Here is a 25,530-nt window from a genome sequence, read left to right on the forward strand (position 1 = left end):
GAAGGTGAACAGCCGTTCCTAGGAAGCGCGGCGGAATTCGCCGGACTGATCCCAGGCCCAGCGTTCGGCGGCGAATGCGACGGCCTGCTGGGCACGGAACGCCGCGATGCCCTCGTCGTGCCCGGTCAGGAAGTCGCGGTAGCCGGCCAGCGAGAATTTGCCGTCCTCGATCGCCACCCGACCGTGCCCGGCCGCGATCTCGGCGCGTAGATCCAGCAGCTCCTCGGCGCTCACCGGGTAGAAGCTGATGCGATCGAAATACCTTAGCAGCCAAGGGGTTCCGGGTTCGAAGTTGCCGGCTGCGCCCGGATGGCAGTGGTTCCACACCTGGGTGGTTCGCCCGACGAACTGATAGCCGCCGGGGCCTTCCATCCCGTAGATGCACAGATAGGCGCCGCCGATGCCCACAGCGTTCTCCGGTGTCCAGGTACGCGCCGGGTTGTACTTCGTGGTCACCAGGCGGTGCCGCGGATCCAGGGGAGTGGCAACCGGCGCCCCCAGGTAGACGTCGCCGAGGCCGAGCACCAGATACTCTGCGTCATAGACGATATCGTGTACTTGCCCGACGTCGGCCAGGCCGTTGATGCGCCTGATGAACTCGATGTTCCACGGGCACCACGGTGCGTCGGCCCGTACCCCGTGCATGTAGCGCTGGGTGGCTTCGTGGGTCGCCGGATCGTCCCACGACAACGGCAGCCGAACCGTGCGGCTCGGCACGATCAGCTGATCCGACGCGGGCAGTTCGCTGTCCAGGCGGATGAGCAGCTCGGTGAGTTCGGCCATCGAGAGCACCGCCGGGTCGAACTGAACCTGCAGCGAACGCACGCCGGGCGTCAGCTCGGTGAGGCCCGGAATGCCTCGCGCCAGGAGGTCCTCGTACAGCACGTGCACCCGGGCGCGCATCGCCAGGTCGAGCACCATCGGCCCATACTCGATCAAGACGCCCCCGTCGCCGGCGCGACGCAGCGTGACGTCGGCGCCGTCGGATGCGGTGGCCCGGTACAGCACACCGTCGTCGTTGTCGCTCGACGTGGAGATCACCGGCGGGAAAGACGCCCGCCGACCGATGTCGATGGTCCTCAGCGACGGCGCACGGTCGGCGCGCACCGGGACGAAGCGAACCGCGTCTCCCGGCGCCATCTGGCCGAGCTTCCACCGGTCGCCGCCGACGACGGTCACGGGGCAGACGAACCCGCCGAGGCTCGGTCCGTCGGGACCCAGCAGGATCGGGGTGTCGCCGGTGAAGTCCAATGTGCCCACGCAATAAGCGGTGTCGTGAATGTTCGACGGGTGCAGGCCCGCCTCGCCGCCGTCGCTGCGCGCCCACTCCGGATTCGGGCCGACCAGCCGGACACCGGTGCGGTCGGAGTTGAAGTGCACGGTGTAGTCGGTCGCGTTCAATGTCTCGATGTCCGCGCGGGTGAAGAACTCCGGCGCCGCGTGCGGGCCTTCGGTGACCGCGACCTCCCAGCGGTGACCGATGCTGGGCTGCGCCTCGATCGCGGCGCGCGCCGGCCGCCCGGTCAACGGTCCCGGATCGGTTCCCGCCGTCAACAGGTCGCCCTCCCGCAACGGCCGACCTTCATGGCCGCCGAAGGCTCCGAGCGTGAATGTTGCGGTACTGCCCAGATATTCGGCCTCGCAAAGACCGCCTGCCACCAGCACATAACAGCGCATGCCTGGACCGGTCAGCATGCCGACGTCCAGGGTCGCGCCCGGGGGCACCACAACGCACCGCCACTGCGGCACCGGCGTGTCATCGACTGTCACCACGACCGGCGCACCCGTGACGCAGACCCGGCCGCCGTCCGGAAAGCGCAGCGCGGGACCGCCTCTGGTGCATTCGAGCCCGGCCGCGCCCTCCGCGTTGCCCAGCACCCGGTTGCCGATCCGGAACGACAGGTCGTCCATCGGTCCCGACGGTGGCACGCCGACATGCCAGTAGCCGGTGCGGCCCGGCCAATCCTGCACCGTGGTCAGCATTCCGGGTCGCACCACCTCGATGACGCTCATCCGGCCGAGATCACCATTCGCACCGGTGTCGGGTCGAAACCGTTGCACGGGTTGTTGATCTGGGGGCAGTTCGACACCAGAACCAGCGTGTCGGTGTCCGCGCGCAGCGTCAGCGACTTGCCCGGCGCGGAAAGCCCGTCGACGATGCCCAGCGTGCCGTCCGTCTCCACCGGCACGTTCATGAAGAAGTTGACGTTGGGCACGATGTCGCGCTTGCCGAGCCCCCACCTGGCGCCCTCGGCCAGAAAGTTCTCCGCACAGGCGTGTTGGTGCACGGTGTGGTGTCCGTACCGCAGCGAGTTGGATTCCTTCGAGCAGGCTCCGGCGATCGTGTCGTGGTTGCCGACGTCGTCGGCGACGATCGTCACCAGCGGACTGCCGTCGGCCGCGCGCAACACCGATCCGGTGGTCAGGAAGATGTTGCGCTGTGCCGCGATGGTGGTCTGCCCGCTGTAGCGGCGGGCGTGATCCACCTGACTGCCCGACACGCCCCAGAACAGCGTGTCCACCGCCTGGTTGCCGTGCAGATCGATGATCTGCACGGTCTGCCCTGCGCGCGCGATTGCCGACCACGGCGCACATGCGGCCACCACGTCGTCGGAGACCACGCTCGCGGCCAACATAGGAGTGGTCATCTCGATTCCTCACTGGGTTGTGCTGCTGCCCAAGTGCTTTCGGTGTTGAACAGGGCGCGCAGATATTCGGGTTCGTCGTTGACGGGGAAGTGCAGCGGCTGGTCGGACTGCCACGCCAGCACGTCGAGATCCGTGGGTGCCGGGTCGGGATCCAGTGGGTGTTCGGCGTTGACGATGGCCACCACCACCGGCAGATGGACCAGCAGATCGACGGCGGCGCCGGGGCGGGACGAACCGGTGAAGATCAGCGATCCGTCGTCACCCACGCGCACACCTTTGAACAGGGACACCGACGGTGCCACGTCGCGGATGTCGAGACCGTGCTTCACGGCGGCCAGCAGCATCTTGGCGCGGCCCGACCGGGTCATTCCGCACAGCGCGTCGTGGTGGCCCGAGCCGTCGGCGACCACCGTGGCGAGCAGCCTGCCCTGGTCGGAGAGCAGCGGGTGGCCGACCCCGAGGTACGCCTGCCAGGGCACCTTCACGGTGTCGGCGACGTTCAGTCGTTCCCATGGCGCGTCGGCCCGGAACAGAAGCAGATGTGCACAGGCTCCGCCGCCGACGTCGACGAGCCGGAGCCGGGTTCCCCGGCCGAGCACCTTGGTGGCGTAGGAGCCGGCCGGGACGGATTCGGCCCACAACAATCTCGATTCCCCGATGTCGCCTGGTGTGTCGGGGACCCGCATGACGGCGGTCGCGGCCTGCGATCGAGCGTGGTCTCTGGCCCCGCCGGTCGAATCGGTAGTCACGGTCAACTCCTCGTCGATTAACTGTCATTTGAAAGTTTTGTGGCCGGCCATTCCCGCCGGATGTCCGCGCCATTACGACTGCGTTGCCGGTGTTTCTATCGAGTGACAGATATTCGCGGCGTCGTGCGAGAATGTGGCCATGAGCGGCGACGGCCGGGGACGCCCGAGACTGGAGCGCTCACGGCGGCCGGGAAAGACGGCGCGGGAGGAGATTCTGGACGCCGCCGCCGAACTCTTCACCGATCTCGGCTATGCGAGCACGTCGACCCGCCGCATCGCGGATGCGGTCGGGGTGCGTCAGGCCTCGCTCTATCACCATTTCGCCACCAAGGACGACATCCTCGACGCGCTGCTGGCCGGGACCGTCGACGAACCACTGCGGCTGGCGGCCAAGTTGCTGGCCGAGGAGGGTCCGGCCGCACCACGCCTGTACGCGCTCGTGGTCAGTGATGTCGCCCAGCTGTGCGCCAGCCGATGGAACCTCGGCGCGCTCTACCTGCTACCCGAGCTGCGGCTGGACCGGTTCGAGCAGTTCCGGCTGCGTCGCGCCGAGCTCCGGGACCGCTGCCGCAGCCTCGCCGCGGCGGTGATCGCGGAGTGCGGCGGTCCGGTCGAAGCCGACGACCTGCCGTTTCGGTTAGTGGAATCGGTGATCAACGGGCGCTCGGACGACATCGAGTGTCCGGCCGAGCAGCCCTGGGTGATCGCGGACGGCGCGCTACGCCTGCTCGGCTTCGGCGGCGACTTCGCGGCGTTGCGCAAACACTGCCCGCTAGAGTCCCCGGTGTGACCCACCCAACCCGAGACCATCACAGTCGAGCACTCCGGGCCGATCACTTGGATTGCACCGAACCGGCCCGACGCCGCAAACGGCATTAACGCCACCATAACTCGGGAACTCGCCGATGCCGCACGGCGCTGCGACGCCGATGCGACGAAGGTCGTCGTGCTCACTGGGTCCGGAAGATTCTTCTGCGCGGGCGGCGACTTGAAGCCGTTTGCCTCGGCGCCGAAACGCGGGCTGCATATCAAGGGCGTCGCCGACGATCTGCACCGCGCCATCTCGTCGTTCTCCCGCATGGACGCCGTGCTGATCACGGCGGTCAACGGCACCGCCGCGGGCGCCGGGTTTCTCCATCGCGGTGATCGGTGACCTCGTACTCGCCGCGGAGTCCGCCTCGTTCACCATGGCCTAGACCCGGGTCGGGCTGAGCCCCGACGGCAGTTCCTCCTACTACCTGCCGCGACTCATCGATATCGCCAAAACCAAAGAACTGATGCTGACCAATTGGACGCTGTCGGCTCAGGAGGCGTCTCAGTGGGGCCTGGTCACCGAAGTCGTACCCGACGACGAACTGGCTGCCCGGGCGGATGTGCTGGCCGGCCGAATGGCCGCCGCCGCAGGCGGATCCAACGGCGGAGTCAAGCGGCTACTGCTGGCCACCTTCTCCAGCGGCCTCGAGGAGCAGATGGAACTCGAGGGCCGGCAGATCGCCGAGCGTGCCGAGTCCGCCGACGGACGCGAAGGTATCGACGCGTTCCTCGGGAAGCGGAAGCCGGAGTTCGCCTAGAACGAGTGTTCGTCGGCGGGGAATGAACCGCTGGCCACCTCGGCGGCGTATTGCGTTGCGGCGTGGTGCAATTCGCGGCCGACATTGCCGAAACACTTGACGAACCTGGCCGTCTTGCCGCCCGTGAGCCCCGCCATGTCCTGCCACACCAGCACCTGCGCGTCGCAGTTGGGCCCGGCGCCGATGCCGACGGTCGGAATCGTCAGCTTGCCGGTGATCTGCGTGGCCAGTTCGGCCGGCACCATCTCCAGCACCACCGCGATGGCACCGGCTTCCTGCACCGCAATGGCGTCGTGGATGGTCTGCTCGGCGGCGTCGCCACGGCCCTGGACCCGGAAGCCGCCCAGACCGTTGACGCTCTGCGGGGTGAAGCCGATATGGGCCACCACCGGGATGCCTGCCTGCGTCGACGTGGCGATCTGGTCGGCGACGCGCTCACCGCCCTCGAGCTTGACCGCATGCGCGCCCGTCTCCTTGAGGAATCGCGTCGCGGTGGCCAGCGCCTGTGCGGGACCGGCCTCGTAGCTGCCGAACGGCAGGTCGGCGACGACCAGCGCGTGCGGGGCGCCGCGGACCACGCCGCGCACGAGGGGAATCAATTCCTCGATGGTCACCGGAACGGTGGTGTCGTAGCCGTAGACGACGTTGGCGGCGGAATCGCCGACCAGCAGCACCGGGATCTCGGCGTCGTCGAACACCCGGGCGGTGGAGTAGTCGTAGGCCGTCAGCATGGCCCACTTGTGGCCTTCGGCCTTCCACTTCTGCAGGTGGTGGGTGCGCACCTTCGTCCGCGGCCGGGATTCGGCAGCACCATAGACAGTCTGCTCAGACATCGTTGTCCCTCATGGGTTGGTCTGGTCGTCCCTCGTGGCCCTTTGGGTCCCCGGGTCCGTTCTGACGTCCCAAGTCTGCCACCCTGGCGTCAGAAGGTAAAAGAACTGTTAAGTGGACTTCCTCACACCCTGTCTCGCCCACGCCTAACATCGGCGGCATGCAACGGCTCAGCGGACTCGACGCCAGCTTCCTGTATCTCGAAACCGCCGCGCAGCCGCTGCATGTGTGTTCGATCCTCGAGGTCGACACCTCCACGATGCCGGGCGGGTACACGTTTGACCGGCTCCGCGACGCGCTGGGCCTCCGGATCAAGGCGATGCCGGAGTTCAGGGAGAAGCTCGCCAACAACCGGTTCAACCTCGATCATCCGGTTTGGGTGGAGGACAAGGACTTTGACGTCGACCGTCACCTGCACCGCATCGGCCTGCCGTCGCCCGGCGGCCGCATCGAGCTTGCGGAGATCTGCGGACACATCGCCTCGTTGCCGCTCGATCGCCGCCGTCCCTTGTGGGAGATGTGGATCATCGAGAACCTCGCGGGCACCGACGCCCACGACGGCGGCCGGATAGCGGTGATGACCAAGGTGCACCACGCCGGCGTCGACGGTGTCACCGGCGCCAACCTGATGTCGCAGTTGTGCAGCACCGAACCCGACGCGCCGCCCCCTGATCCGGTGGAGGGCGTGGGCAATGCCAGCGGCCTCGAGATCGTCGTGCAGGGCGCGGTCAGGTTTGCCACCCGGCCGTTGAAGCTGGTCAATGTGCTGCCGACGACGGTGTCGTCGGTGATCGACACGGTCAAACGCGCCCGCAGCGGCCTCACCATGGCGGCGCCGTTCGCGGCACCGCAGACCGCGTTCAACGCCAACGTCACCGGCCATCGCAACGTCGCGTTCGCCCAGCTCGACCTCGAAGACGTCAAGAAGGTGAAGGACCACTTCGGGGTGAGGGTCAACGACGTGGTGATGGCGCTGGTGTCCGGGGTGTTGCGGAAGTTCCTCCTCGACCGCGGTGAGCTGCCGGACAGCACCCTGGTGGCGATGGTTCCGGTGTCGGTGCACGACAAGTCCGACCGGCCCGGACGCAACCAGGTGTCGGGCATGTTCGCGCGGCTGGAGACCAATATCGAGGATCCGGTGGAACGGATCAAGTCGATTGCCGAGGCGAATTCCGTTGCGAAACAACACAGTTCGGCGATCGGAGCCACGCTCTTGCAGGACTGGTCGCAGTTCGCCGCGCCCGCGGTGTTCGGAGTGGCGATGCGCGTCTACGCCGCAAGCCGGCTCAGTGGCGCGAAACCGGTGCACAACCTGGTGATATCCAACGTGCCCGGTCCCCAGGTGCCGCTGTACTTCATGGGCTCCGAGGTGAAGGCGATGTACCCGCTGGGCCCGATCTTCCACGGCTGCGGGCTCAACATCACCGTGATGTCGCTGACCGGAAAACTCGACGTCGGGATCGTGTCGTGCCCGGAGTTGCTGCCCGATCTGTGGGACATGGCCGACGATTTCCAGGCCGCGCTGTCCGAGCTGCTCGACGCCACGAGCTAGCCGCGGGAACCGCAGCCGCTCCGGCGGGCGACATCAAACCCCGCCTAACCAGGGCCGACGCGTGTCCATGGCAGCATGTTGAGCCATGAACCTCAGGACCGGGGTCCTCGCGGCGGCTGCTGCGCTGGTACTTGTCGCCGGCTGCAGCAATGTGGTCGACGGGCGCGCCGTCATCGCGGTGCCCCGGCCGGGCTCTCCGATCCAGTGGGCGGACTGCAAGTCCGCGCCCTCCGACGAGAGCCGCATTCCGCCCGGAGCCGAGTGCGGCATGCTCTCGGTCCCGGTCGACTACGCCAAGCCCGAGGGCGACGTCGCCCAGCTGGCGATGATCCGGTTCAAGGCGACCGGCGACAAGATCGGCTCGCTGATCGTCAACCCCGGCGGACCCGGTGAATCGGGTGTCGAGGCCGCCGCCTCGCTCGTCCGAACGCTGCCGCAATCGGTGCGTCAGCGCTTCGACGTGGTGGGCTTCGACCCGCGCGGGGTGGCCAACTCCACACCCGCGGTGTGGTGCAACTCCGACGCCGACAATGACCGGCTCCGTGCCGACCCGCAGGTCGACTACACGCCGGCCGGCGTCGCCCACATCGAGAAGGAAACCAAGGAATTCGTCCAGCGCTGTGTGGACAAGATGGGTAAGGAATTCCTGGAGAACGTCGGAACCGTCAGCGTGGTGAAGGACCTCGACGCGATGCGTGCAGCCCTCGGCGACGCGAAGCTGACCTATCTGGGCTACTCGTACGGCACCCGGATCGGATCGGCCTACGCCGAGGCCTTTCCGCAGAACGTGCGCGCGATGATCCTCGACGGCGCCGTGGACCCGAATGCCGACCCCGTCGAGGCCGACATCCGCCAGGCCGCCGCGTTCCAGAAGGCGTTCGACGACTACGCCGCCGACTGCGCCAAAGAACCCGACTGTCCGCTCGGCACCGACCCGGCCAAGGCCGTCGACGTCTACAAGAGCCTGGTCGATCCACTGGTCGAGAAGCCGGACAAGACCGACGATCCGCGGGGCCTGAGCTACAGCGACGCCATCGTCGGGACCATCCTGCCGCTGTACTCACCCAGCCTGTGGCGCCATCTCACCCAGGCGCTCGACGAAATGAAGAACGGCAAAGGTGACACGATGCTCGCGCTCGCCGATCTGTACATGGGTCGGGACGCGCAGGGCCATTACAGCAACTCGACCGATGTGCGGGTGGCGGTCAACTGCGTGGACCAGCCGCCGGTCACCGACCACGCGAAGGTCGTCGACGAGGACCGGCGCACCCGCGAGGTCGCGCCGTTCATGAGCTACGGCGACTTCACCGGAGACGCGCCGCTCGGCACATGTGCGTTCTGGCCGGTGCCGCCGACCAGCACGCCGCATGAGATCAATGTCAGCGGGCTGCCTCCCATCCTGGTCGTGTCGACCACCAACGACCCGGCCACGCCGTATCAGGCCGGTGTCGACCTGGCCCATCAACTCGGCGGAACGCTGCTCACGTTCGACGGCACTCAGCACACGGTGGTGTTCCAGGGGAACAGCTGCGTCGACGACATCGCCGCCCGCTACCTCGTCGACGTGACGGTGCCGCCGCCGGACACCAAATGCTGACCGCCCGCGTCCGATAACAGCCCGATCACCTTTGTCTCCCGGGGCAGACCCATGCCCGGTACCCGTGCGACCATGTTCGCCATGGGGCGGGTGGGCACGATGATCTCCGCGCTGCTCGCCATCCTCCTGGCAGCGGTCGCATGCCCGGTGGCCTCGGCGGCGCCGGACGGACAAGCCACCCAGCTCTACGGGCAGCCACCGGTCTGGGGAAGCTGTGGGCGGTTCATCGGTGACACCAACGCCAACGCCGTCCCCGCCGCGCAGTGCGGCACCGTCTCGGTGCCGGTTGATTACGCGAAACCTGAAGGCGCGCAAGCGCAACTGGCCGTGATTCGGGTACCGGCCACCGGCGACAGGCTCGGCGTGCTGGTGGTCAACCCCGGCGGTCCGGGCGCATCCGCGGTCGACACCGTCGCCAGCATGGGCGCATCGCTGGCCGGCACCGACATCGCGCGCCGCTTCGACCTCGTCGGCATCGACCCGCGTGGCGTCGGGCATTCCACGCCCGAACTTCGGTGCCGCACCGATGCCGAATTCGACGCTTACCGGCGCGAGCCGATGACGGACTACAGCGCCGCCGGTGTCGCCCGGATCGAAAGCGTTTACCGGCAATTCGCGCAAGAGTGCGCCGATCGCATGGGTGCGGAGTTCTTGGCCAACGTCGGCACCGCATCGTCGGCGCGCGACATCGACGTCGTCCGCGCCGCACTCGGTGAAAACCAGATCAACTATCTCGGCTTCTCCTACGGAACCGAACTCGGATCGGCATACGCCGAGCGGTACGCCGACCGGGTCCGTGCGATGGTGCTCGACGGTGCGGTCGACCCCAGTGCGGATCCGGTCGCCGAGACCGTCAGCCAGATGGCCGGCTTCCAGACCGCATTCAACGATTACGCCACCGAGTGCGGGAAATACGTCGGCTGCCCACTCGGCAACGATCCGGCACAGTACGTCAACCGCTTCCACGCGTTGGTCGATCCCCTGGTGCAGCGGCCGGCCGCGACCGCGGACCCGCGCGGGCTCAGCTATCAGGACGCCATGACCGGCACGGTGAACGCTCTTTATACGCAGCGATATTGGAAGTACCTCACCAGCGGGTTGCTCGGACTGCAGCGCGGCAGCGACCCGGGCGACCTGCTTCTGCTGGCCGACGACTACCAGCACCGCGATCAATCGGGCCACTACCAGAACCTGCAGGACGCCTTCGCCGCGATCCGCTGCGTCGACTCGCCCTATCCGACCGATCCGGCGGTGTGGGCCGAAGCCGATCGCCAGATCCGCCAGGTGGCCCCGTTCATGGCCTACGGCGACTTCACCGGCCTCGCACCGCGTGACACCTGCGCGATGTGGCCGGTGCCTGCCACGACCACACCGCACCAGGCGTCGTCACCCGGTCCCGGCAAGGTCGTGGTCGTCTCGACGACTCATGACCCGGCCACCCCGTACCAGGCGGGCGTGGACCTGGCCCGCGAGATGGATGCCGCGCTGATCACGTTCGACGGCACGCAGCACACGGTGGTGTTCAACGGTGACCAGTGCGTCGACACCGCGGTGGTGAACTTCCTCGTGGACTCCGTCCTGCCGCCGGACGGATTGCGGTGCTAGCAGCTTCGTAACACAGAATTAACAGCCGGAACCTACGCTGCGCTCATGGATCGGCAGAAGGAATTCGTGCTGCGCACGCTGGAGGAACGCGATATCCGCTTCGTCCGCCTGTGGTTCACGGACGTGCTCGGATACCTGAAGTCCGTCGCGATCGCACCCGCCGAACTCGAGGGTGCCTTCGAGGAGGGCATCGGGTTCGACGGCTCCTCGATCGAGGGCTTCGCCCGGGTGTCGGAATCCGATACGGTGGCACGCCCCGACCCATCGACGTTCCAGGTGCTGCCGTGGACCTCGAGCTCTGGCCAGCACCACTCCGCGCGGATGTTCTGCGATATCACCATGCCGGACGGTTCACCGTCGTGGGCGGACTCGCGACATGTGCTGCGCCGCCAACTGGCAAAGGCCAGCGACTTGGGCTTTTCCTGCTACGTGCATCCGGAGATCGAGTTCTTCCTGTTGAAGCGGGGCCCCGACGACGGATCACCGCCGGTGCCCGCGGACAACGGCGGCTACTTCGACCAGGCCGTGCACGACGCGGCGCCGAATTTCCGCCGCCATGCCATCGACGCGCTCGAGCAGATGGGGATCTCGGTCGAGTTCAGCCATCACGAAGGTGCGCCGGGGCAGCAGGAGATCGACCTGCGCTATGCCGACGCCCTCTCGATGGCGGACAACGTCATGACGTTCCGCTACGTCGTGAAGGAGGTCGCGCTCGGCGACGGGGTGCGGGCGTCGTTCATGCCCAAACCCTTCGCGGAGCACCCGGGTTCGGCGATGCACACCCACATGAGCCTGTTCGAAGGGGAGACCAACGCCTTCCACAGCCCCGATGATCCGCTGCAGCTCTCCGATGTGGCCAAGTCGTTCATCGCCGGCATTCTCGAACACGCCAAGGAGATCAGCGCCGTCACCAATCAGTGGGTGAACTCCTACAAGCGGCTGGTGCATGGCGGGGAGGCCCCGACCGCCGCGTCATGGGGAGCCGCCAACCGCTCGGCGCTCGTCCGCGTCCCGATGTACACGCCGCGCAAGGCGTCGTCGCGGCGCATCGAGGTGCGCAGCCCCGATTCGGCGTGTAACCCGTATCTGACGTTCGCGGTACTGCTGGCGGCGGGTCTGCGCGGGGTCGAGAAGAACTACGTGCTGGGTCCGCAGGCCGAGGACAACGTGTGGAGTCTGACGCCCGAGGAGCGCCGCGCGATGGGCTACAAGGAGCTGCCGGGCAGCCTCGGCGTGGCCCTGGCGGACATGGAGAACTCCGAACTGGTCGCGGAAGCGTTGGGGGAGCACGTCTTCGACTACTTCCTGCGCAACAAGCGGACCGAGTGGGAAACCTATCGCAGCCATGTCACGCCCTACGAGCTGAAGACGTACCTTTCGCTGTAGAAAACGTACGGAATGGCGCCTGCGCTACCGTGACTGAGTGGCCAAACCTGCGACGCAGCGTCCGAAGCTGCCCAGCGTAGGCCGGCTGGGGCTGGTCGACCCTCAGGCCCCCGCTGACCTGGACGGGCTGGGCTGGAACACCGACGCCCATGTGGAGCTGCTGTGGTCGCTGTCGCGCGCGCCCGACGCGGATACCGCGCTTCAGGCGATGGTGCGACTGGCCGAGGCCGCCAAGGACGGCTGGGCCGAACTCAACGCCGCTCTGCTCAAGGATCGCGGGCTGCGCGGCCGGCTGTTCGGTGTGCTGGGTTCCTCACTGGCGCTGGGAGACCATCTGGTCGCCCATCCGGGATCATGGCATCTGCTCGAGGGCGCGGTGGAGCTGCCGTCGGCCGTGGAACTGCGTGACGCCTTCGCCGAGCTCGCCGGAACGGTCGAGATGCACAGGGGCACAACCAGTGCGGTGAACCCGCTGCGGAGTCTGTACCGCGACCGGTTGCTGATACTCGCCGGACTGGATCTGGCGTCGACGGTCGAGAACGAACCCGTGCTGCCGTTCACCACCGTCGGCGAGCACCTCTCGGACCTGGCCGACGCCGCCCTGGGCGCCGCGCTCACCGTGGCCACCCGATCGGTGACCGGCGCCCAGGCGTCGCGGATCGCGGTGGTCGCGATGGGCAAGTGCGGAGCACGCGAGCTCAACTACGTCAGCGACGTCGACGTCATCTTCGTCGCCGAGTCCGCCGACACGACCACCACCCGGGTCGCCGGCGAATTGATGCGGTTCGCCGCCGACGCGTTCTTCGAGGTGGATGCGGCGCTGCGGCCGGAGGGCAAACACGGCCAGCTGGTCCGCACGCTGGAGTCTCACGTCACCTACTACCAGCGCTGGGCCAAGACCTGGGAGTTCCAGGCATTGATGAAAGCGCGGCCCGCGGCGGGCGACGCGGAACTCGGCGAGCAGTACGTCGAAGCGTTGATGCCGATGGTGTGGACGGCCAGCGAGCGCGAGGACTTCGTGCCCGAGGTGCAGTCCATGCGCAGACGCGTCGAGGAGTTGGTTCCCGCCGGAGTGCGGGCCCGCGAGATCAAGCTGGGCACCGGCGGGCTGCGTGACGTCGAGTTCGCCGTGCAACTGCTGCAACTCGTTCACGGCCGCAATGACGATTCGCTGCACGTGGCGTCGACGGTCGATGCTCTGGCGGCGCTCGGCGCGGGCGGCTACGTCGGACGCGACGACGCCGCGAATCTGACCGCGTCATATGAATTCCTGCGACTTCTCGAGCATCGGCTGCAGCTGCAGCGGCTCAGGCGCACCCACATGCTGCCGGAGACCGATGACGACGAGGCGATGCGTTGGCTGGCGCGTGCGGCTCACATGCGCCCCGATGGCCGGCATGATGCGCTCGGCGTGCTGCGCGAGGAACTCAAGCGGCAGAGCCTGCGGGTGTCACGGCTGCACGCGAAGCTCTTCTACCAGCCGCTGCTGGAGTCGGTTGGACAACCGGCGCTCGGCATTTCCGGGGGCATGAGCGCCGAGGCCGCCGAGCGTCAGCTGGCTGCGCTCGGCTATGAGGGGCCGCAGAGTGCGCTGACCCATCTGGCGGCGCTCACCGGCGCCCGCGGCCGCCGCGGCCGTGTCCAACAAGTGCTGCTGCCCACGCTGCTGGACTGGTTGTCCGACACCCCCGACCCGGATGCGGGCCTGCTGGCGTACCGCCGGATCAGTGAGGCGCTTGCCGAGCAGAGGTGGTTCCTGTCGACACTGCGCGACGAGGGCGCAGTGGCGAAGCGGCTGATGCAGGTGCTCGGCACGTCGGCCTACGTACCCGATCTGTTGATGCGCGCACCGGAGGTCATCCAGTCCTACGCCGACGGTCCGGCCGGTCCCAAGTTACTCGAAGTGGAACCGGACGGTGTGGCCCGTGCACTCGTCGCCTCGGCGGGCAGGCACGCCGACCCGCTGCGCGCCATCGCGGCGGCGCGCACGCTGCGGCGGCGGGAGCTGGCCCGGATCGCCTCCGCCGACCTGCTCGGCATGCTCGCGGTGACCGACGTGTGCAAGGCGCTGACAGCGGTGTGGGTGGCGGTGCTGCAGGCCGCGCTGGAGGCGGTGATCCGGAAGAACACGGTGGATTCGGCTGCGCCGGCGCGTATTGCGGTGATCGGGATGGGGCGCCTCGGCGGCGGCGAACTGGGCTACGGCTCGGATGCCGACGTGATGTTCGTGTGTGAGCCGGAAGACGGTGTCGAGGAGTCCGTGGCGGTGCGCTGGTCGGTCAGCATCGCCGAACAGGTGCGGGCGCTGCTCGGTACGCCCAGCGGCGACCCTCCGCTGGAGGTCGACGCGAACCTGCGGCCTGAGGGCCGCAGCGGGCCCCTGGTGCGGACCCTCGCTTCGTTTGAGGCCTACTACGCGCAGTGGGCGCAGGCATGGGAGATCCAGGCGTTGCTGCGGGCGCACCGGGTGGCCGGCGATGTCGGTCTGGGTGAGCGATTCCTCGTGATGGTCGACAAGACCCGCTACCCGCCGGGTGGGGTGTCGGCCGAAGCCGTGCAGGAGATCCGCCGGATCAAGGCCCGGGTCGATGCCGAGCGGCTGCCCCGCGGCGCGGACCCCAACACGCACACGAAGCTGGGCCGCGGCGGCCTTGCCGACATCGAATGGACGGTCCAGCTGCTGCAGCTTCGCCACGCCGACAAGATCCCGGCGCTGCACAACACCTCGACCCTGGAGACACTCAACGCGATCGGAGCCGCAGAACTGATCGCGGAAGGCGACGTGGAGTTGTTGAGGCAGGCGTGGCTCACCGCCACCCGGGCGCGGAATGCGCTGGTGCTGGTGCGTGGAAAGCCCACCGACCAGCTCCCGGGACCGGGCCGCCAACTCAACGCGGTCGCGCTCGCCGCGGGATGGGGCAGTGACGACGGGGGAGAGTTCCTCGACAACTACCTGCGAGTCACCCGCCGGGCGAAAGCCGTGGTACGAAAGGTCTTCGGCTAATGGGGCAGACCCGGTTTGCGTGGACTTCGGCTTCGATCTGATCAGTGCCGACGAATACGAGCGCCAGCGGGACCTGTACGGGCCGCTGACCGACGCGCTGCGTCGGCTGATCGATGCCGGCATCCGGACCGCGGTCGACGAGGACACCGTTCGCGAGGCGCAGGCGGCCATCGAGGCGGTGACCGCAATCCTCGAACGTGCGCAGCGGAGTGCCACCTCCACGCTGCCCTCCGCACATTCCCGTCTACGTCGGGTGGCCTGTCCGATATCGCGCTGCGCCGCGCCGCCCGGCACGATGGCTGGATCGGAGACCTGATCACCACGGAGCGCGCCGTGGAACGTGTCGACCGATTGCGTGAAATGCGGGCACAGCACGGCTTGTCGATGGACGATCTCACCGTCCTGACCCCGCTCACCGACGTGTTCACCGCGGAGCATTACGAACGGGCCGAGGCCGGCTGTATCAACGGCATCATCACGATGCCGTGGATGTTCTACGCCGGACCCAACGCGACCACTGCCGAGAAGATCGACGGTATGCGTAGCTTCCGCAAGGACCTGGGACTCGACGACTGATGGTCAGGCCGAGCGGCTCTTGACAGATCTGGTCTCGGCAAGTAGTAATTGTCACTGACAGTCATTTTTCATGACTACATACCTCCACGCGGGCATCGAGCGGGTCAGAGCACATCAAGGAGACAACATGAGTCGGGTGCGCTTCACTCGCGACAACACTGCCGTACTGCTGATCGATCATCAGGTGGGGTTGTTCACCGGTGTACGAGATATCAACGTCAACGAACTCAAACACAATGTGGTGGGGTTGGCGCGCGCTGCGCAGATCCTCGGATTGCCGATCGTTGCCGTCACCACTGCACGCGACAGCATGTGGGGTCCCACCATCCCCGAGCTCAAACAAGTCCTGGGCGAGACCGATATCCTCGATCGGTCGACTGTGAACGCCTGGGACGACGAGCGATTCGTCGCCCAGGTGAGACAGACTGGGCGTGATCACCTGATCATCGCCGGTCTGTCATTCGAGGTGTGCGCGTCGCTTCCCGCGATCTGCGCGCGCGACAACGGCTTTCACCCGGTGGTGGCGGTCGACGCATGCGGCACGTTCTCGCACCACAAGCGCGAAGCCGGACTCGCACGGCTCACCACTCTGGGCATCGAGGTGTCTGACTACGCCACCATGATGGTCGAGGTCATGGCCGACAACGCCGACCCCAAGGCCAACGCCATCTACGGCGCGCTCGACATGCCCTTCGCCACCCTGATGGGCCAGGTGGCCGACGCCTTGAGGCGGTGACGGCCGCGGACATGCCCAGCAATTCATTCGACGTCGTCATCGTCGGCGGCGGATCGGCGGGAGCTGTACTCGCCAATCGCCTCAGCGAGAATCCCGAACGACGAATCCTGCTGCTCGAAGCAGGACCGGCATATGCGCCCGGGCAGTTTCCGGACGTGATCGCAGACGCCAACCGTGTCGGCGCCGATGCCGCACACGACTGGGGATATCACACCCAAGACCACCTCGGCCTCGGCCACGACATCGCGGCAAAACGGGGCAAGGTTCTCGGCGGCAGTTCGGCCGTGAACGCAGCGGTGGCAATGCGTTCTCGCCCGAGCGATTTCGCACGATGGGCGGCCCGCGGCATCGATGGCTGGTCGTTCGACGACGTCCTGCCGATCTTCAAGGATCTCGAAAACACCCCCACCGGTGACGACAAATGGCACGGACGTTGCGGTCTCTTCCCGATACGTCAGACCACGATGGAGGCCAACACCCCGTCGATGCGGGCATTCGTGCGGGCAGCCGAGGCCGTCGGTTTGGCACGGATAGACGACTTCAACGGGGCCGAGCAAGAGGGGGTGTCGCCCTATCCTCTGAACGTGCTCGACGGCCGGCGCATCAACACCGGCATGGCATACCTGACCGAGGACGTACGAAGCCGGCCGAACCTGACGATCAAGGGAAACGCCGAAGTGGACAGCGTCACATTCACGGGCAGCCGCGCGACCGGAGTTCGCCTGGTGACCGGCGAAACCATGACCGGCAATCGGGTCATCCTCTCTGCCGGCGCCTACGGCAGTCCGGCGATCCTGATGCGGTCGGGTATCGGCCCGGCGTCACATCTACAGGACCTGGACATTCCCGTCCTGCTTCACGCCCCGGTCGGCGAGCGCCTCAAAGACCACCCGTTCTACTACAACGTCTACGCACTCAAACCCGAAGCGAAATCAATGGACCCCGTCGCGGGAGCACTCATCTGGACCAGGTCCAGCGAGGCGGACCCCGACGAACTGGACGTTCAGATCTCCGCCACGCACATCTTCGACCCGGCGCAAAGCCCAACCGGTGCAGCGATCGTGCTGGCCAACGCGGTGACGCTGCCGAACTCGACAGGCTCGGTGCGCCTCGCAAGCCGTGACCCACGGATGGCGCCGGTCATCCGCTTGAACTTCTTCGAAGACCCTGGTGACCTCCGGCGAATGCTCGAAGCGGTGCGGCTATCCCGCCGGATAGGTCGCGAGGCGCCGTTTGCCGACATGGTCGAATGCGAGTTGACCCCTGGCGAGCGAGTGGAAGATGGCACCGCGCTCGAGAAGTCCGTGATCGCCTCCGTGGATGCCTACCACCATCCCACCTCGACGGTGCCGATGGGCAGTGCCGAGGATGCCGGCGCCGTTGTCGACGCCACGGGCGCCGTCCGTGGCGTGGAGGGGCTGCGCGTGATCGACGCGTCGATCATGCCCGACATCCCTTCGGGCCCGCCGAACGTCACCACGATCATGATGGCCGAAGCCATCAGCAGACGACTCGTCGGCGACTGACACAGGCATCGGGCAACCGAAGGAGCAGCAGTGCCCGTCATACCCATCGACGACCAGGACATTCCGGCCGTGCGAGCGCTGAGGGCCGAGTTCGGACAGTTCACCGCCGCTCCTCCGGTCGCTGCGGATGTGACCATGCAGCACACCACCAATGACCCCGCTCCCGGCGTCTGGATGCGCCCCGTCGACGCTGCACCGGATCGCGCCCTGCTGTTCCTGCACGGCGGTGGTTACGGCGTGGGCAGCGCTTCGGCTTACGCCGGTCTGGTCAGCCAGATCGCGGCACGGGCGCGTGTCGCGGCGTTCGTGCTCGACTTTCCCGTGGCCCCCGATTCTCCGCTGCCCCAAGCGCTCGACCTTGCGGTGGAGACGCTGAGCAGGATCTGCCACACGCATGCCGGCGTCGCGGTCGCCGGTGACTCGGCCGGCGGTGGCCTCGCCCTGGCCGCCACAGCGCGGGCGGTCCGGGACGGACTGGAGATCGCAGCCGTTGCAACCTTTTCGCCATGGACCGATCTCAGCCTCAGCGGGGCCGACGCCCACGAGCACCTGCCGCCGCTGCTGATCCAGGTCGGCGCTGACGAGGTCCTAGTCGATGATTCGCGGCGCTTGGCCCTTGCCGTCGTCAACGCTCGCGGCACAGTGCGGCTCGAGGTGTGGGAGGGAATGCATCACGTCTTCCAGTTCAACGTCGAGCAACTCGTCAGCGCGCGCAGGGCACTCGACGGGGCAGCCGAGTTCCTGACCGGTCATCTCGACGATTGGGTCGAGCTGCTCCGTTGAGCATCACGGTCTGGAGTCCCTAAACGTGGTGGGCGGGATGTTGTGGTTCGTGCGAAACACATTGTCAGGATCGTATTTTGACTTGACCTCTTGCAGTCGCCGGTACGTGTCCGGGTCATACGCGGAGCGGGTGCCGGCTTCAGTGGCGTCGGCCGGCCCAAGAAAACCGGGATGGGATTTGTCGCAGTGCCACGGTGACAGGGCGCTGGCCAGTTCCCCGCCGGAGTTCCGGTAGTCGGCGACGTCGTGGCCGGGTGGAACCACGGTCAGGGCGAAGAAGGCGAACGCCGCGTCGCGCGCGCCGACCGCATGCGGAAACGCCGGCGGACGGCTGAAAGCGCCTTCCAGGTGGCGGATGTCGACGATGTTGAGGTGGCTGCCCCCGTCGGGGCCGGCCACGTTGACGATCGCGTCCACGGCGTCGTCGGTCAGCTCGCGAAGCAGGCCGAAGTGCTCGACGGCGGGCGCCGGGTCTGTCGGATCATTGGTGATGGAGGCGAACTCGGTGTAGGGAATCTCCGCCAGGGTGTCCAGGAGAACGGGCGCCGCGTCTCGCAGCGGGTTGATCAATCGGTCGCCGGATTCGGCATCGCCCAGGTAGGAGAACCGCACCGAAACCGCCGGCTTCCCCTGCAGGAATGGTGGAAGGTGGGGCAGCGGCGGGAAATTGAGAAGCGCGACGCCGGTGGTGATGTCGTCGGGCGCCGACTTGGTGAATCGCCCGTAGGCCCGCAACACCTCTCGGGTGTGCTCGCCTGCGTAGAACAGGCAGCCCGCATAGAGCCGCGTCACGGGGAACAGCGCACACTCCATCGCCGTGACAACCCCGAAATTGCTCTTTCCGCCAAGAAGCGCGCCGAACAGATCGGCTTCTGATTCTGCTGATACTCGACGCGATTGGCCGTCCGCGGTAACCACATCGAGCGCGCTGACATGGTCGGACGCCCAGCCGTACTTTCGTCCTATGGTAGAGCTGGCGCCCCCGCCAAGGGTGTAGCCCACTACGCCGACACTGGGTGAGGAACCCGGTAGCGGTGCCAGCCCGTGGGCCGCCGCGGCATCTACCAGCTGCCCGAACCGGACCCCGGCCTCGACGCGAGCCGTCGTGTTGTCGGCGTTGATGTCTACCTTCGTCATTCGTTTCGTGGTGATCATCAGCGTGTCCGGCCCGGCGGGCAGCGATGGACCGTGACCGGTGTTGAGGACGGCTATGTTCATGCGGTGGCGCAAGGCGAATTCCACTGCCGCGCGCACGTCCGTCGCGGTCGCTGCGCCCACCGCCAGTGCAGGTTGGTGGACTACCGCGTGATTGAATACGGCCACCTCGTCCTGATAGCCAGGAGAATCGGCGACGAAGCTCGGACCCTCCAGCGCTTGTGTCAGTTCCCCGAGTGTGTCACGCCATGAGTTCATCGATAGTCCTTCCGTGCTGACTGGACAGCTCTACTCGGTACAACAGCACGGTATGGACATACCGATACCGTGCCGACGATGTCGGGTACATCACCTCAGCCGTCGCCGAGGTACGACGCAGGCGCCGGTCGATACTGCGATACGCTTTTGGGATGCCTGTTGACCGTCGCGAACGCCGTGCGGGCGGGACACGGCGGACGGCTGTCCTGGAAAGCGCGGCACGAGTCCTCGCGGAGCGGGGCTACGAGAACACCCGCTACACCGATGTTTCGGAGGCGAGCGGGGTCGCGGTCAGCACACTGCAGAACTATTTCGGTTCCCGGGAAGACATGCTGATCGACACGCTGCGCCACGCAACCGAGGTCGAACTCCTCGCGTTGGACACGCTGGCCAGCGCCGTAGTCGACCCGTGGAATCGCCTCATCGCGCTGATCGACCGCAACCTCAACACGCCGGTGTACAACCATGAACTGCTCATTGAGTTTTGGCGCGCCGGCATCCGGGACGCGGAGATGCGCGAGTACGCCCAGGACCATTGGGCCTGTTACCGAGCACCCTTCCTGAAGACGGTGGTCGAGGGCTGTGACCAGGGCGCGTTCTCACCCGCACTCAGTCCCGAGGATATTGTCGATCTGCTACTGGGTGCGCTTGCCGGTGCCATGGTGCCCCGCGTTCTGCAGTTCCCCGCTCCGGCGGCCGACCGCTTTCGAACCGCCTTACTGAATCAACTTGCCGAGATGCTGGGCCGGACCGGTTACCGTGAGCGATCCTCGGGGAGGGCGAAGAACTCCAGGGCGATGCCGTCAGGGTCTCGAAAACTCAATCCGGATCCGTAGCTCTCGTCGACGATGCCACCGTGTTCGATCCCGAGTTCCGTCAACCTTTTCACCCACGCCTCGAGTTCGGTGCGATTGGCACACCCGAACCCCACATGGTCCAGCCCGACCCGAAACTCGGAGAAGCGCCGGCCGTCCGTTGCCTGGTCGTGCTGATGAATGCTGATCAGCGTGTCGCGGCTCAGTCGCCAGACCACATGGTGAAAGCCGCCGTCGGTATGTTCAACGTGTAGCGGGTCGTCTCCAATCAGCGCGCGGTACCACGGGGCGCTGACTTCGAGATCCCGCACTGTCAGCGCGATGTGGTTGATCGGAGAGAAGGCCATGGGCAAGCTCCTAGTGGTGTGTCCTGCTTTTAGCTGACTTTTTCGAGTGTGATCCGGCCGCGTGCGACTTTGGCCAGGATGGACTCGGCGGTGGCGGTCCACACGTAGGGTTTGGGGTCGTTGTTGTGGGCGTCGATGTATTCCTGGATGGAGGCGACGAGGTCCGGCACTGAGTGGAAGACCCCGCGCCGCAACGCTTTGTCGGTCAGTTCCCGGAACCAGCGTTCGACGAGGTTGAGCCAGGACGACGATGTCGGGGTGAAGTGGAGGTGGAACCGGGGGTGTTTATCCAGCCACTGGCGGACATCGTCGTGGGTGTGGGTGGCGTAGTTGTCCAGGATCAGGTGGATCTGCAGGTCCTTGGGGACCTGCCGGTCGATGCTCTTGAGGAATTTCAACCATTCCTGATGCCGGTGCCGGGGCATGCACTGGCTGATGATCATGCCGGTCAGCACGTTCAGAGCGGCGAACAGGGTGGTGGTGCCGTGGCGCTTGTAGTCGTGGGTCATCGTCTCGCCCCGCCCCTTGACCATCGGCAGCGATGCCTGGGTGCGGTCGAGCGCCTGCACCGAGGACTTCTCATCGGCGCACAAGACGATGGCCTTCTCGGGGGGATTCAGATAGAGCCCCACGACATCGACCAGCTTCTCCTCGAAGTTCGGATCGTTGGACAGCTTGAACGTCTCGACCCGGTGCGGTTTGAGGCCCCCGGGCCGACCACACCTGCTGCACAGTCGATTTCGACACCCCGGTAGCCGCGGCCATGGTCCGGCAGCTCCAATGGGTTTCGCCCTCGGGACGGTAGTTCAGTGTCAGATCCACGATCTCATCGATCTTGTCCTGGGGGATCGTCTTCTTGCGACCCCGGCCCTCGCGGACTTGGGCGAACTTGACCAGCCCCTCCTCGGCGAACCGGGCGCGCCAGCTGCTGACCGACCCCGGCGACACCGACAACGATTCCGCGATCGCCGTGTTCGCCCGACCGTCGGCCGCCATCAACAACGCCCGCGCGCGGACCACCTCGCGATGCGGCGCGGACTGCGACCGCGCCACCGACTCGAGAACCTCACGCTGCCCTGTAGACACCGACAGAGCCGGAACGGGTTGCCTCATGGCGTGAAGCCTACCAAGGAATCATCAATTAATTACAGGACACACCACTAGGTGCTGATGACGATTGTTGTATTCACTTCGAGTGTGTTCATCGTGCGCTGAAACCCGCATCGACCGGCAGGGTCACTCCGGTGACATACCTCGCGTGATCGCTCACGAGCCAAAGGAGCGCATCGCTGACGTCCGCCGGCTTAAGCATCGAAACCGGAAGTAGGTTGACGGTCGCTTCGGCCGCCTGCGGATTGTCGGCCATGAACCTGCCGACTGCCTCATTCATGATCATCGGCGTCTCGACGCCGGTCGGGTGCACGGTGTTGACGCGGATGCCGTCTTGGGCCAGCCAGTGCGCGAATGACCGCATCAAGCCGACGGCGCCATGTTTGGTAGCGCTGTAGGCGCAATGCGCGGCGGTGCCGTCACCACCGGTGCCTTTGAAGCCTTGGGTGGAACTGATGATGACGATAGCTCCGCCCTTGCCCGCCTCCTGCATGCTGGGTGCGGCCGCCATGACGGTATTCCATACGCCGGTCAGGTTGACCTCGACGATGTCACGAAACACCTTTTCGGAGTTGGCCTTTGCGCCGGCCGCGGCGATTCCGGCATTGGCGACGACAATGTCGATCGGGCCGAGAGCACTCGTTGCCTCGGACACAACCCGGTGCAACGCAGGCCCATCACGCACGTCGGCTATCCGCGCAATGACAGTGCGGTCAAGCGCTTCAACAGCTTTCGCCGTCTCATTCAAGTCCTCGACGGTGGCCAACCGATACGGGATCGAATCAATCTGGTCACACAGGTCGATCGCGACGATGTCTGCACCTTCTTCTGCGAATCGAACAGCGTGACTTCGCCCCTGTCCTCGTGCAGCGCCGGTGATGAAAGCCACCTTGTCATCGAGCAAGCCCATACCACCCTCCAACGTATCGAGTTGTCGAATCAGTCTCTGCGCCAGTTTCATTCGCGATATAGGCAACCGTGGTGAATAAATTGACCCGCACGACCGGTATTTCCGTACCGGAAAGAAGCGCTTGGGTATTCAAACCTCCGGTATAAGCAGCGTCATAGGCAGGAATTGAGATCGGTATAGTGGTACGTACGGTGGTGTCAGGTGTAGGGGTAGGGAGACATGGCACCGATGACGGCCGACGATCGCGATCGATTGCGTGAAACCGACGCCTCGCTGCGCCGTATTGCGATGCTTGTTGCCGATGGCGCAGACCTGGAATACCGTGTTCGATGCCGTCACTCTGGGGGTTCGCGATTTGCACGATGGTTCACAGCAACGGTTCGTCGCGTTGCGCCTACGGACCGCGGCCGAGTACGGCACGGACCTCGCCACCGTTGGGAAGGACTCCGTGAAATCGCCCACGGGATACACCCCACCGTCCTGTCCGAGGCCGGCCTCGGTACGCGCTCCTGGCACTCGGTCGACGCTCGGTCATGCCGACGGAGGTATCCATGCCTACGCCGGGCGGCGGCGGGTTGCATGTATCGGTCCGTGACGACGGCACCGGCGGCGCGAACGCCGCTGGCTCCGGTATCACCGGCCTGCGCGACCCGGTGGAGGCTCTCGGCGGTACGTTCAGGGTCGACAGCGACCAGGGCCAAGGGACCGTCGGCATCTGTCAGCTACCGACTGTGGTGCCCTTGCAACCATCGTGGTGATGACGCTGGGCGACTACGTGACGTCATCGGTCACGCCGGTCCGACTCCACGGCGGCGTCCAGCGTCATCGCGCGCTGATGGTCGATGACCGTTCGGAAATCGACCAGGAACCGGCGAAACTTCGTGGCACCGAGGTTGGCCGCATGGCGGTTCATGATGTCGGCCATGATCGAATCGGCCGCATCCATCTGCCTGCGTCCACGGGCCGTCGGCACCACCAGCTTGGCGCGGCGATCCGCGGGATCGGGTTTGCGTTTGACATAGCCCAAGGCCTCGAGGTCGTCGATTATCACCCCGACGACCTGCTTGAGCTGCCCGGACAAGCGTGCCACGTCCGTCGCCCGGACACCCTCCGGGCGAAGATAGGCCAATACCGCGCCGTGGCGGGGAACGATGTCGGCGAACCCCTCCTCATGCAGGCGATCGAACAGTTCGCCCTGCACGGCGAAGAGGAGTCGCCCGGCCAGCACGCCCAGGTCGTTGCCTCTGCCGCCCTCCCCGTTTGTCAACCGCGCCTCCACTGTCACATTGTGTGATCAGCCACCATATCGGGCGCCGGGATCCGATCAGGGGCGGCATGGCGCAATCGCTTCCTACATCGAAACCTGGGCTGATGCGTCGGCCGTTGTGACGAATTCAATGGACCGCCGCGGCCGACCTGTTGGCGATCGTGGTGAAAGTTGCTGCGTCCGTGAACGATCAGTGGCGCGTTGCGGCTAACGTCGTAGCCGGCGGAGGCGTCCGGCGGGAGCTCCGACAGCCGCCCTCGGGCGCCGCCGTGCGTCGGCCGACAACGTGCCTGCGCCCGCGGTCGCAATGAGCAGGAATGCGAAGCAAAACATGATCGCCAGCTCGCCGCCATTTCCGCCGGTTTGGGCGCCGAACGGCCAGAAGCTCGCCATGCCTCCGCCTTTGAGCGGCGGCCAGTGCTGATAGAAGTAGGCGAAGGCCATCTCACCGGAGGCGAGGAACGCCGCGATGCGGGTGAACAGGCCGATCACGATCAACAGACCGAGAACGGTCTCGATCACCCCGGCGAACCAGAACGGCCAGGCTCCGGTCGGCGCCGCGGTGCCGACGGGCCAGCCGAACAGCTTCATGGTGCCGTGCAGCATGTAGAGCAGTCCGAAGATGATGCGGAAGGCGCTCAGCACAGGCGAGGAGTAGCTTGCCAAGCGCGTGTCCAGGTTGGCAGTCATGAGCCAGACCTTACGCCGAGGCTCGCAGCAGTTTCACAGCTCGCCCCCATGGTCATCAGACCAAAACGTAGTCGTTACCCACACGAAAGGCCGGATCGAGACCTGACCCCTGGCCCGAGATCGGCACGCACCGTGCTTTCAGTTGCAGATCGACCGTCCCCCAGGGTTGCGGTATGACCGCTGGAGCACCCGGGTGTGAAAGTCTTCGTGGCTATCCCTGAAGGGGTGGGGCCAAAAGCCCGGGTTCGGAATACCGCCATACGTTTCGTAAAAGTTGTTCACGAAAATCGCAACGCCGTCAGGAACGTCGCCGTCCTCTTTGCGATGGTCGAATACACCTTGCCGACAGGAACCGGGTTTCCACGCCCGTTCGGGTTCGGGGCCCCTGCACTGTCGAGTAAACCGGCGGCCACC

General features: G+C 66.2%; 20 protein-coding genes and 3 pseudogenes. 13 read left to right on the forward strand and 10 right to left on the reverse strand.

Translation table 11 applies throughout. The features are described 5' to 3' along the window. Nucleotides 1–18: 18 nt before the first annotated feature. Genes ACVWWN_RS19775 through ACVWWN_RS19785 form a run of 3 tightly spaced genes read right to left on the reverse strand, consistent with a single transcriptional unit; the run spans nucleotide 19 to nucleotide 3,397 of the window. Nucleotides 19–2,013, reverse strand: coding sequence for a 5-oxoprolinase/urea amidolyase family protein (locus tag ACVWWN_RS19775; protein WP_457145359.1), 1,995 nt, complete (start codon nucleotides 2,011–2,013; stop codon nucleotides 19–21). Next, nucleotides 2,010–2,648 carry an urea amidolyase associated protein UAAP2 gene (locus ACVWWN_RS19780; RefSeq protein WP_457145360.1) on the reverse strand — a complete coding sequence of 213 codons (639 nt, stop codon included), beginning with the start codon at nucleotides 2,646–2,648 and terminating at the stop codon, nucleotides 2,010–2,012. The genes ACVWWN_RS19775 and ACVWWN_RS19780 overlap by 4 nt, the downstream gene beginning before the upstream one ends. Beyond that, nucleotides 2,645–3,397, reverse strand: coding sequence for a DUF1989 domain-containing protein (locus ACVWWN_RS19785; protein ID WP_457145361.1), 753 nt, complete (start codon nucleotides 3,395–3,397; stop codon nucleotides 2,645–2,647). The genes ACVWWN_RS19780 and ACVWWN_RS19785 overlap by 4 nt, the downstream gene beginning before the upstream one ends. A gap of 139 nt (nucleotides 3,398–3,536) precedes the next feature. Here ACVWWN_RS19785 and ACVWWN_RS19790 point away from each other — a divergent pair, with 139 nt between their 5' ends. Continuing rightward, entirely contained in the window at nucleotides 3,537–4,187 is a 651-nt protein-coding gene (locus ACVWWN_RS19790; RefSeq protein ID WP_457145362.1) for a TetR/AcrR family transcriptional regulator, read from the forward strand. Between the two features lie 18 nt (nucleotides 4,188–4,205). Beyond that, nucleotides 4,206–4,968, forward strand: a pseudogene (locus ACVWWN_RS19795) (enoyl-CoA hydratase/isomerase family protein). On the opposite strand, the gene panB reads toward ACVWWN_RS19795, so the two are convergent. Further along, entirely contained in the window at nucleotides 4,965–5,801 is an 837-nt protein-coding gene (gene panB, locus ACVWWN_RS19800) for a 3-methyl-2-oxobutanoate hydroxymethyltransferase (protein WP_457145363.1), read from the reverse strand. The pseudogene ACVWWN_RS19795 and the gene panB sit on opposite strands and share 4 nt — an antisense overlap. 158 nt (nucleotides 5,802–5,959) lie before the next feature. Here panB and ACVWWN_RS19805 point away from each other — a divergent pair, with 158 nt between their 5' ends. From ACVWWN_RS19805 to ACVWWN_RS19845, 9 genes and pseudogenes are all read left to right on the forward strand, one after another. Then, nucleotides 5,960–7,351, forward strand: coding sequence for a WS/DGAT/MGAT family O-acyltransferase (locus ACVWWN_RS19805; RefSeq protein WP_457145364.1), 1,392 nt, complete (start codon nucleotides 5,960–5,962; stop codon nucleotides 7,349–7,351). 85 nt (nucleotides 7,352–7,436) lie between these two features. Then, the gene (locus ACVWWN_RS19810) at nucleotides 7,437–8,948 is read left to right on the forward strand and encodes an alpha/beta hydrolase (RefSeq protein WP_457145365.1); all 1,512 of its coding nucleotides are present in this window, start codon (nucleotides 7,437–7,439) and stop codon (nucleotides 8,946–8,948) included. A 72-nt stretch (nucleotides 8,949–9,020) separates the two neighbouring features. Further along, a complete protein-coding gene (locus ACVWWN_RS19815; RefSeq protein ID WP_457149194.1) occupies nucleotides 9,021–10,553 on the forward strand; it encodes an alpha/beta hydrolase in 1,533 nt (510 codons plus the stop codon). 45 nt (nucleotides 10,554–10,598) lie between these two features. After that, nucleotides 10,599–11,939 carry a type I glutamate--ammonia ligase gene (glnA, locus tag ACVWWN_RS19820; protein ID WP_457145366.1) on the forward strand — a complete coding sequence of 447 codons (1,341 nt, stop codon included), beginning with the start codon at nucleotides 10,599–10,601 and terminating at the stop codon, nucleotides 11,937–11,939. Between the two features lie 37 nt (nucleotides 11,940–11,976). After that, entirely contained in the window at nucleotides 11,977–14,943 is a 2,967-nt protein-coding gene (locus ACVWWN_RS19825; protein ID WP_457145367.1) for a bifunctional [glutamine synthetase] adenylyltransferase/[glutamine synthetase]-adenylyl-L-tyrosine phosphorylase, read from the forward strand. Nucleotides 14,944–15,170: 227 nt separating this feature from the next. Beyond that, nucleotides 15,171–15,519, forward strand: a pseudogene (locus ACVWWN_RS19830) (LLM class flavin-dependent oxidoreductase); the annotation flags it as partial. A 127-nt stretch (nucleotides 15,520–15,646) separates the two neighbouring features. Then, complete coding sequence (locus ACVWWN_RS19835) at nucleotides 15,647–16,255, forward strand: isochorismatase family protein (RefSeq protein WP_457145368.1); 609 nt, start codon at nucleotides 15,647–15,649, stop codon at nucleotides 16,253–16,255. 11 nt (nucleotides 16,256–16,266) lie between these two features. Then, on the forward strand, nucleotides 16,267–17,781 hold the full coding sequence (locus ACVWWN_RS19840) for a GMC family oxidoreductase (RefSeq protein ID WP_457145369.1): 1,515 nt from the start codon (nucleotides 16,267–16,269) through the stop codon (nucleotides 17,779–17,781). A gap of 30 nt (nucleotides 17,782–17,811) precedes the next feature. After that, nucleotides 17,812–18,564, forward strand: coding sequence for an alpha/beta hydrolase (locus ACVWWN_RS19845; protein ID WP_457145370.1), 753 nt, complete (start codon nucleotides 17,812–17,814; stop codon nucleotides 18,562–18,564). A 3-nt stretch (nucleotides 18,565–18,567) separates the two neighbouring features. Here the strand turns inward: ACVWWN_RS19845 and ACVWWN_RS19850 are convergent, their stop codons facing one another. Then, entirely contained in the window at nucleotides 18,568–19,977 is a 1,410-nt protein-coding gene (locus tag ACVWWN_RS19850; protein WP_457145371.1) for an FAD-binding oxidoreductase, read from the reverse strand. Between the two features lie 152 nt (nucleotides 19,978–20,129). Between ACVWWN_RS19850 and ACVWWN_RS19855 the strand changes: the two genes are divergently transcribed. Continuing rightward, the gene (locus ACVWWN_RS19855; RefSeq protein WP_457145372.1) at nucleotides 20,130–20,813 is read left to right on the forward strand and encodes a TetR/AcrR family transcriptional regulator; all 684 of its coding nucleotides are present in this window, start codon (nucleotides 20,130–20,132) and stop codon (nucleotides 20,811–20,813) included. Here ACVWWN_RS19855 and ACVWWN_RS19860 read toward each other — a convergent pair. The 3 genes and pseudogenes from ACVWWN_RS19860 to ACVWWN_RS19870 form a co-directional block, all read right to left on the reverse strand. Beyond that, on the reverse strand, nucleotides 20,732–21,139 hold the full coding sequence (locus tag ACVWWN_RS19860) for a VOC family protein (protein ID WP_457145373.1): 408 nt from the start codon (nucleotides 21,137–21,139) through the stop codon (nucleotides 20,732–20,734). The genes ACVWWN_RS19855 and ACVWWN_RS19860 overlap by 82 nt on opposite strands. A gap of 29 nt (nucleotides 21,140–21,168) precedes the next feature. Continuing rightward, nucleotides 21,169–22,252, reverse strand: a pseudogene (locus tag ACVWWN_RS19865) (IS630 family transposase). An 88-nt stretch (nucleotides 22,253–22,340) separates the two neighbouring features. After that, nucleotides 22,341–23,159 (reverse strand): mycofactocin-coupled SDR family oxidoreductase, encoded by an 819-nt coding sequence (locus ACVWWN_RS19870; RefSeq protein WP_457149195.1) that lies wholly within the window; start codon nucleotides 23,157–23,159, stop codon nucleotides 22,341–22,343. 551 nt (nucleotides 23,160–23,710) lie between these two features. On the opposite strand from ACVWWN_RS19870, the gene ACVWWN_RS19875 reads away from it, so the two are divergent. Further along, on the forward strand, nucleotides 23,711–23,917 hold the full coding sequence (locus ACVWWN_RS19875) for a hypothetical protein (protein ID WP_457145374.1): 207 nt from the start codon (nucleotides 23,711–23,713) through the stop codon (nucleotides 23,915–23,917). 23 nt (nucleotides 23,918–23,940) lie between these two features. Here the strand turns inward: ACVWWN_RS19875 and ACVWWN_RS19880 are convergent, their stop codons facing one another. Together ACVWWN_RS19880 and ACVWWN_RS19885 are read right to left on the reverse strand one after the other, a co-directional pair. Further along, nucleotides 23,941–24,426, reverse strand: coding sequence for a MarR family winged helix-turn-helix transcriptional regulator (locus ACVWWN_RS19880; protein WP_457145375.1), 486 nt, complete (start codon nucleotides 24,424–24,426; stop codon nucleotides 23,941–23,943). A gap of 207 nt (nucleotides 24,427–24,633) precedes the next feature. Further along, nucleotides 24,634–25,116 (reverse strand): DoxX family protein, encoded by a 483-nt coding sequence (locus tag ACVWWN_RS19885; RefSeq protein WP_457145376.1) that lies wholly within the window; start codon nucleotides 25,114–25,116, stop codon nucleotides 24,634–24,636. Nucleotides 25,117–25,530: the final 414 nt, after the last annotated feature.

Source organism: Mycobacterium sp. URHB0021 (genome assembly GCF_054057895.1).

Bases quoted from the DNA above. Each gene is read 5' to 3' on its own strand.
- panB (WP_457145363.1), bottom strand. From the start codon at position 5,801: ATGTCTGAGCAGACTGTCTATGGTGCTGCCGAATCCCGGCCGCGGACG.
- ACVWWN_RS19855 (WP_457145372.1), top strand. From the start codon at position 20,130: ATGCCTGTTGACCGTCGCGAACGCCGTGCGGGCGGGACACGGCGGACG.
- ACVWWN_RS19885 (WP_457145376.1), bottom strand. From the start codon at position 25,116: ATGACTGCCAACCTGGACACGCGCTTGGCAAGCTACTCCTCGCCTGTG.
- ACVWWN_RS19780 (WP_457145360.1), bottom strand. From the start codon at position 2,648: ATGACCACTCCTATGTTGGCCGCGAGCGTGGTCTCCGACGACGTGGTG.
- ACVWWN_RS19790 (WP_457145362.1), top strand. From the start codon at position 3,537: ATGAGCGGCGACGGCCGGGGACGCCCGAGACTGGAGCGCTCACGGCGG.
- ACVWWN_RS19870 (WP_457149195.1), bottom strand. From the start codon at position 23,159: ATGGGCTTGCTCGATGACAAGGTGGCTTTCATCACCGGCGCTGCACGA.
- ACVWWN_RS19850 (WP_457145371.1), bottom strand. From the start codon at position 19,977: ATGAACTCATGGCGTGACACACTCGGGGAACTGACACAAGCGCTGGAG.
- ACVWWN_RS19875 (WP_457145374.1), top strand. From the start codon at position 23,711: ATGCCTACGCCGGGCGGCGGCGGGTTGCATGTATCGGTCCGTGACGAC.
- ACVWWN_RS19815 (WP_457149194.1), top strand. From the start codon at position 9,021: ATGTTCGCCATGGGGCGGGTGGGCACGATGATCTCCGCGCTGCTCGCC.
- ACVWWN_RS19810 (WP_457145365.1), top strand. From the start codon at position 7,437: ATGAACCTCAGGACCGGGGTCCTCGCGGCGGCTGCTGCGCTGGTACTT.
- ACVWWN_RS19775 (WP_457145359.1), bottom strand. From the start codon at position 2,013: ATGAGCGTCATCGAGGTGGTGCGACCCGGAATGCTGACCACGGTGCAG.
- ACVWWN_RS19835 (WP_457145368.1), top strand. From the start codon at position 15,647: ATGAGTCGGGTGCGCTTCACTCGCGACAACACTGCCGTACTGCTGATC.
- ACVWWN_RS19860 (WP_457145373.1), bottom strand. From the start codon at position 21,139: ATGGCCTTCTCTCCGATCAACCACATCGCGCTGACAGTGCGGGATCTC.
- glnA (WP_457145366.1), top strand. From the start codon at position 10,599: ATGGATCGGCAGAAGGAATTCGTGCTGCGCACGCTGGAGGAACGCGAT.
- ACVWWN_RS19805 (WP_457145364.1), top strand. From the start codon at position 5,960: ATGCAACGGCTCAGCGGACTCGACGCCAGCTTCCTGTATCTCGAAACC.
- ACVWWN_RS19840 (WP_457145369.1), top strand. From the start codon at position 16,267: ATGCCCAGCAATTCATTCGACGTCGTCATCGTCGGCGGCGGATCGGCG.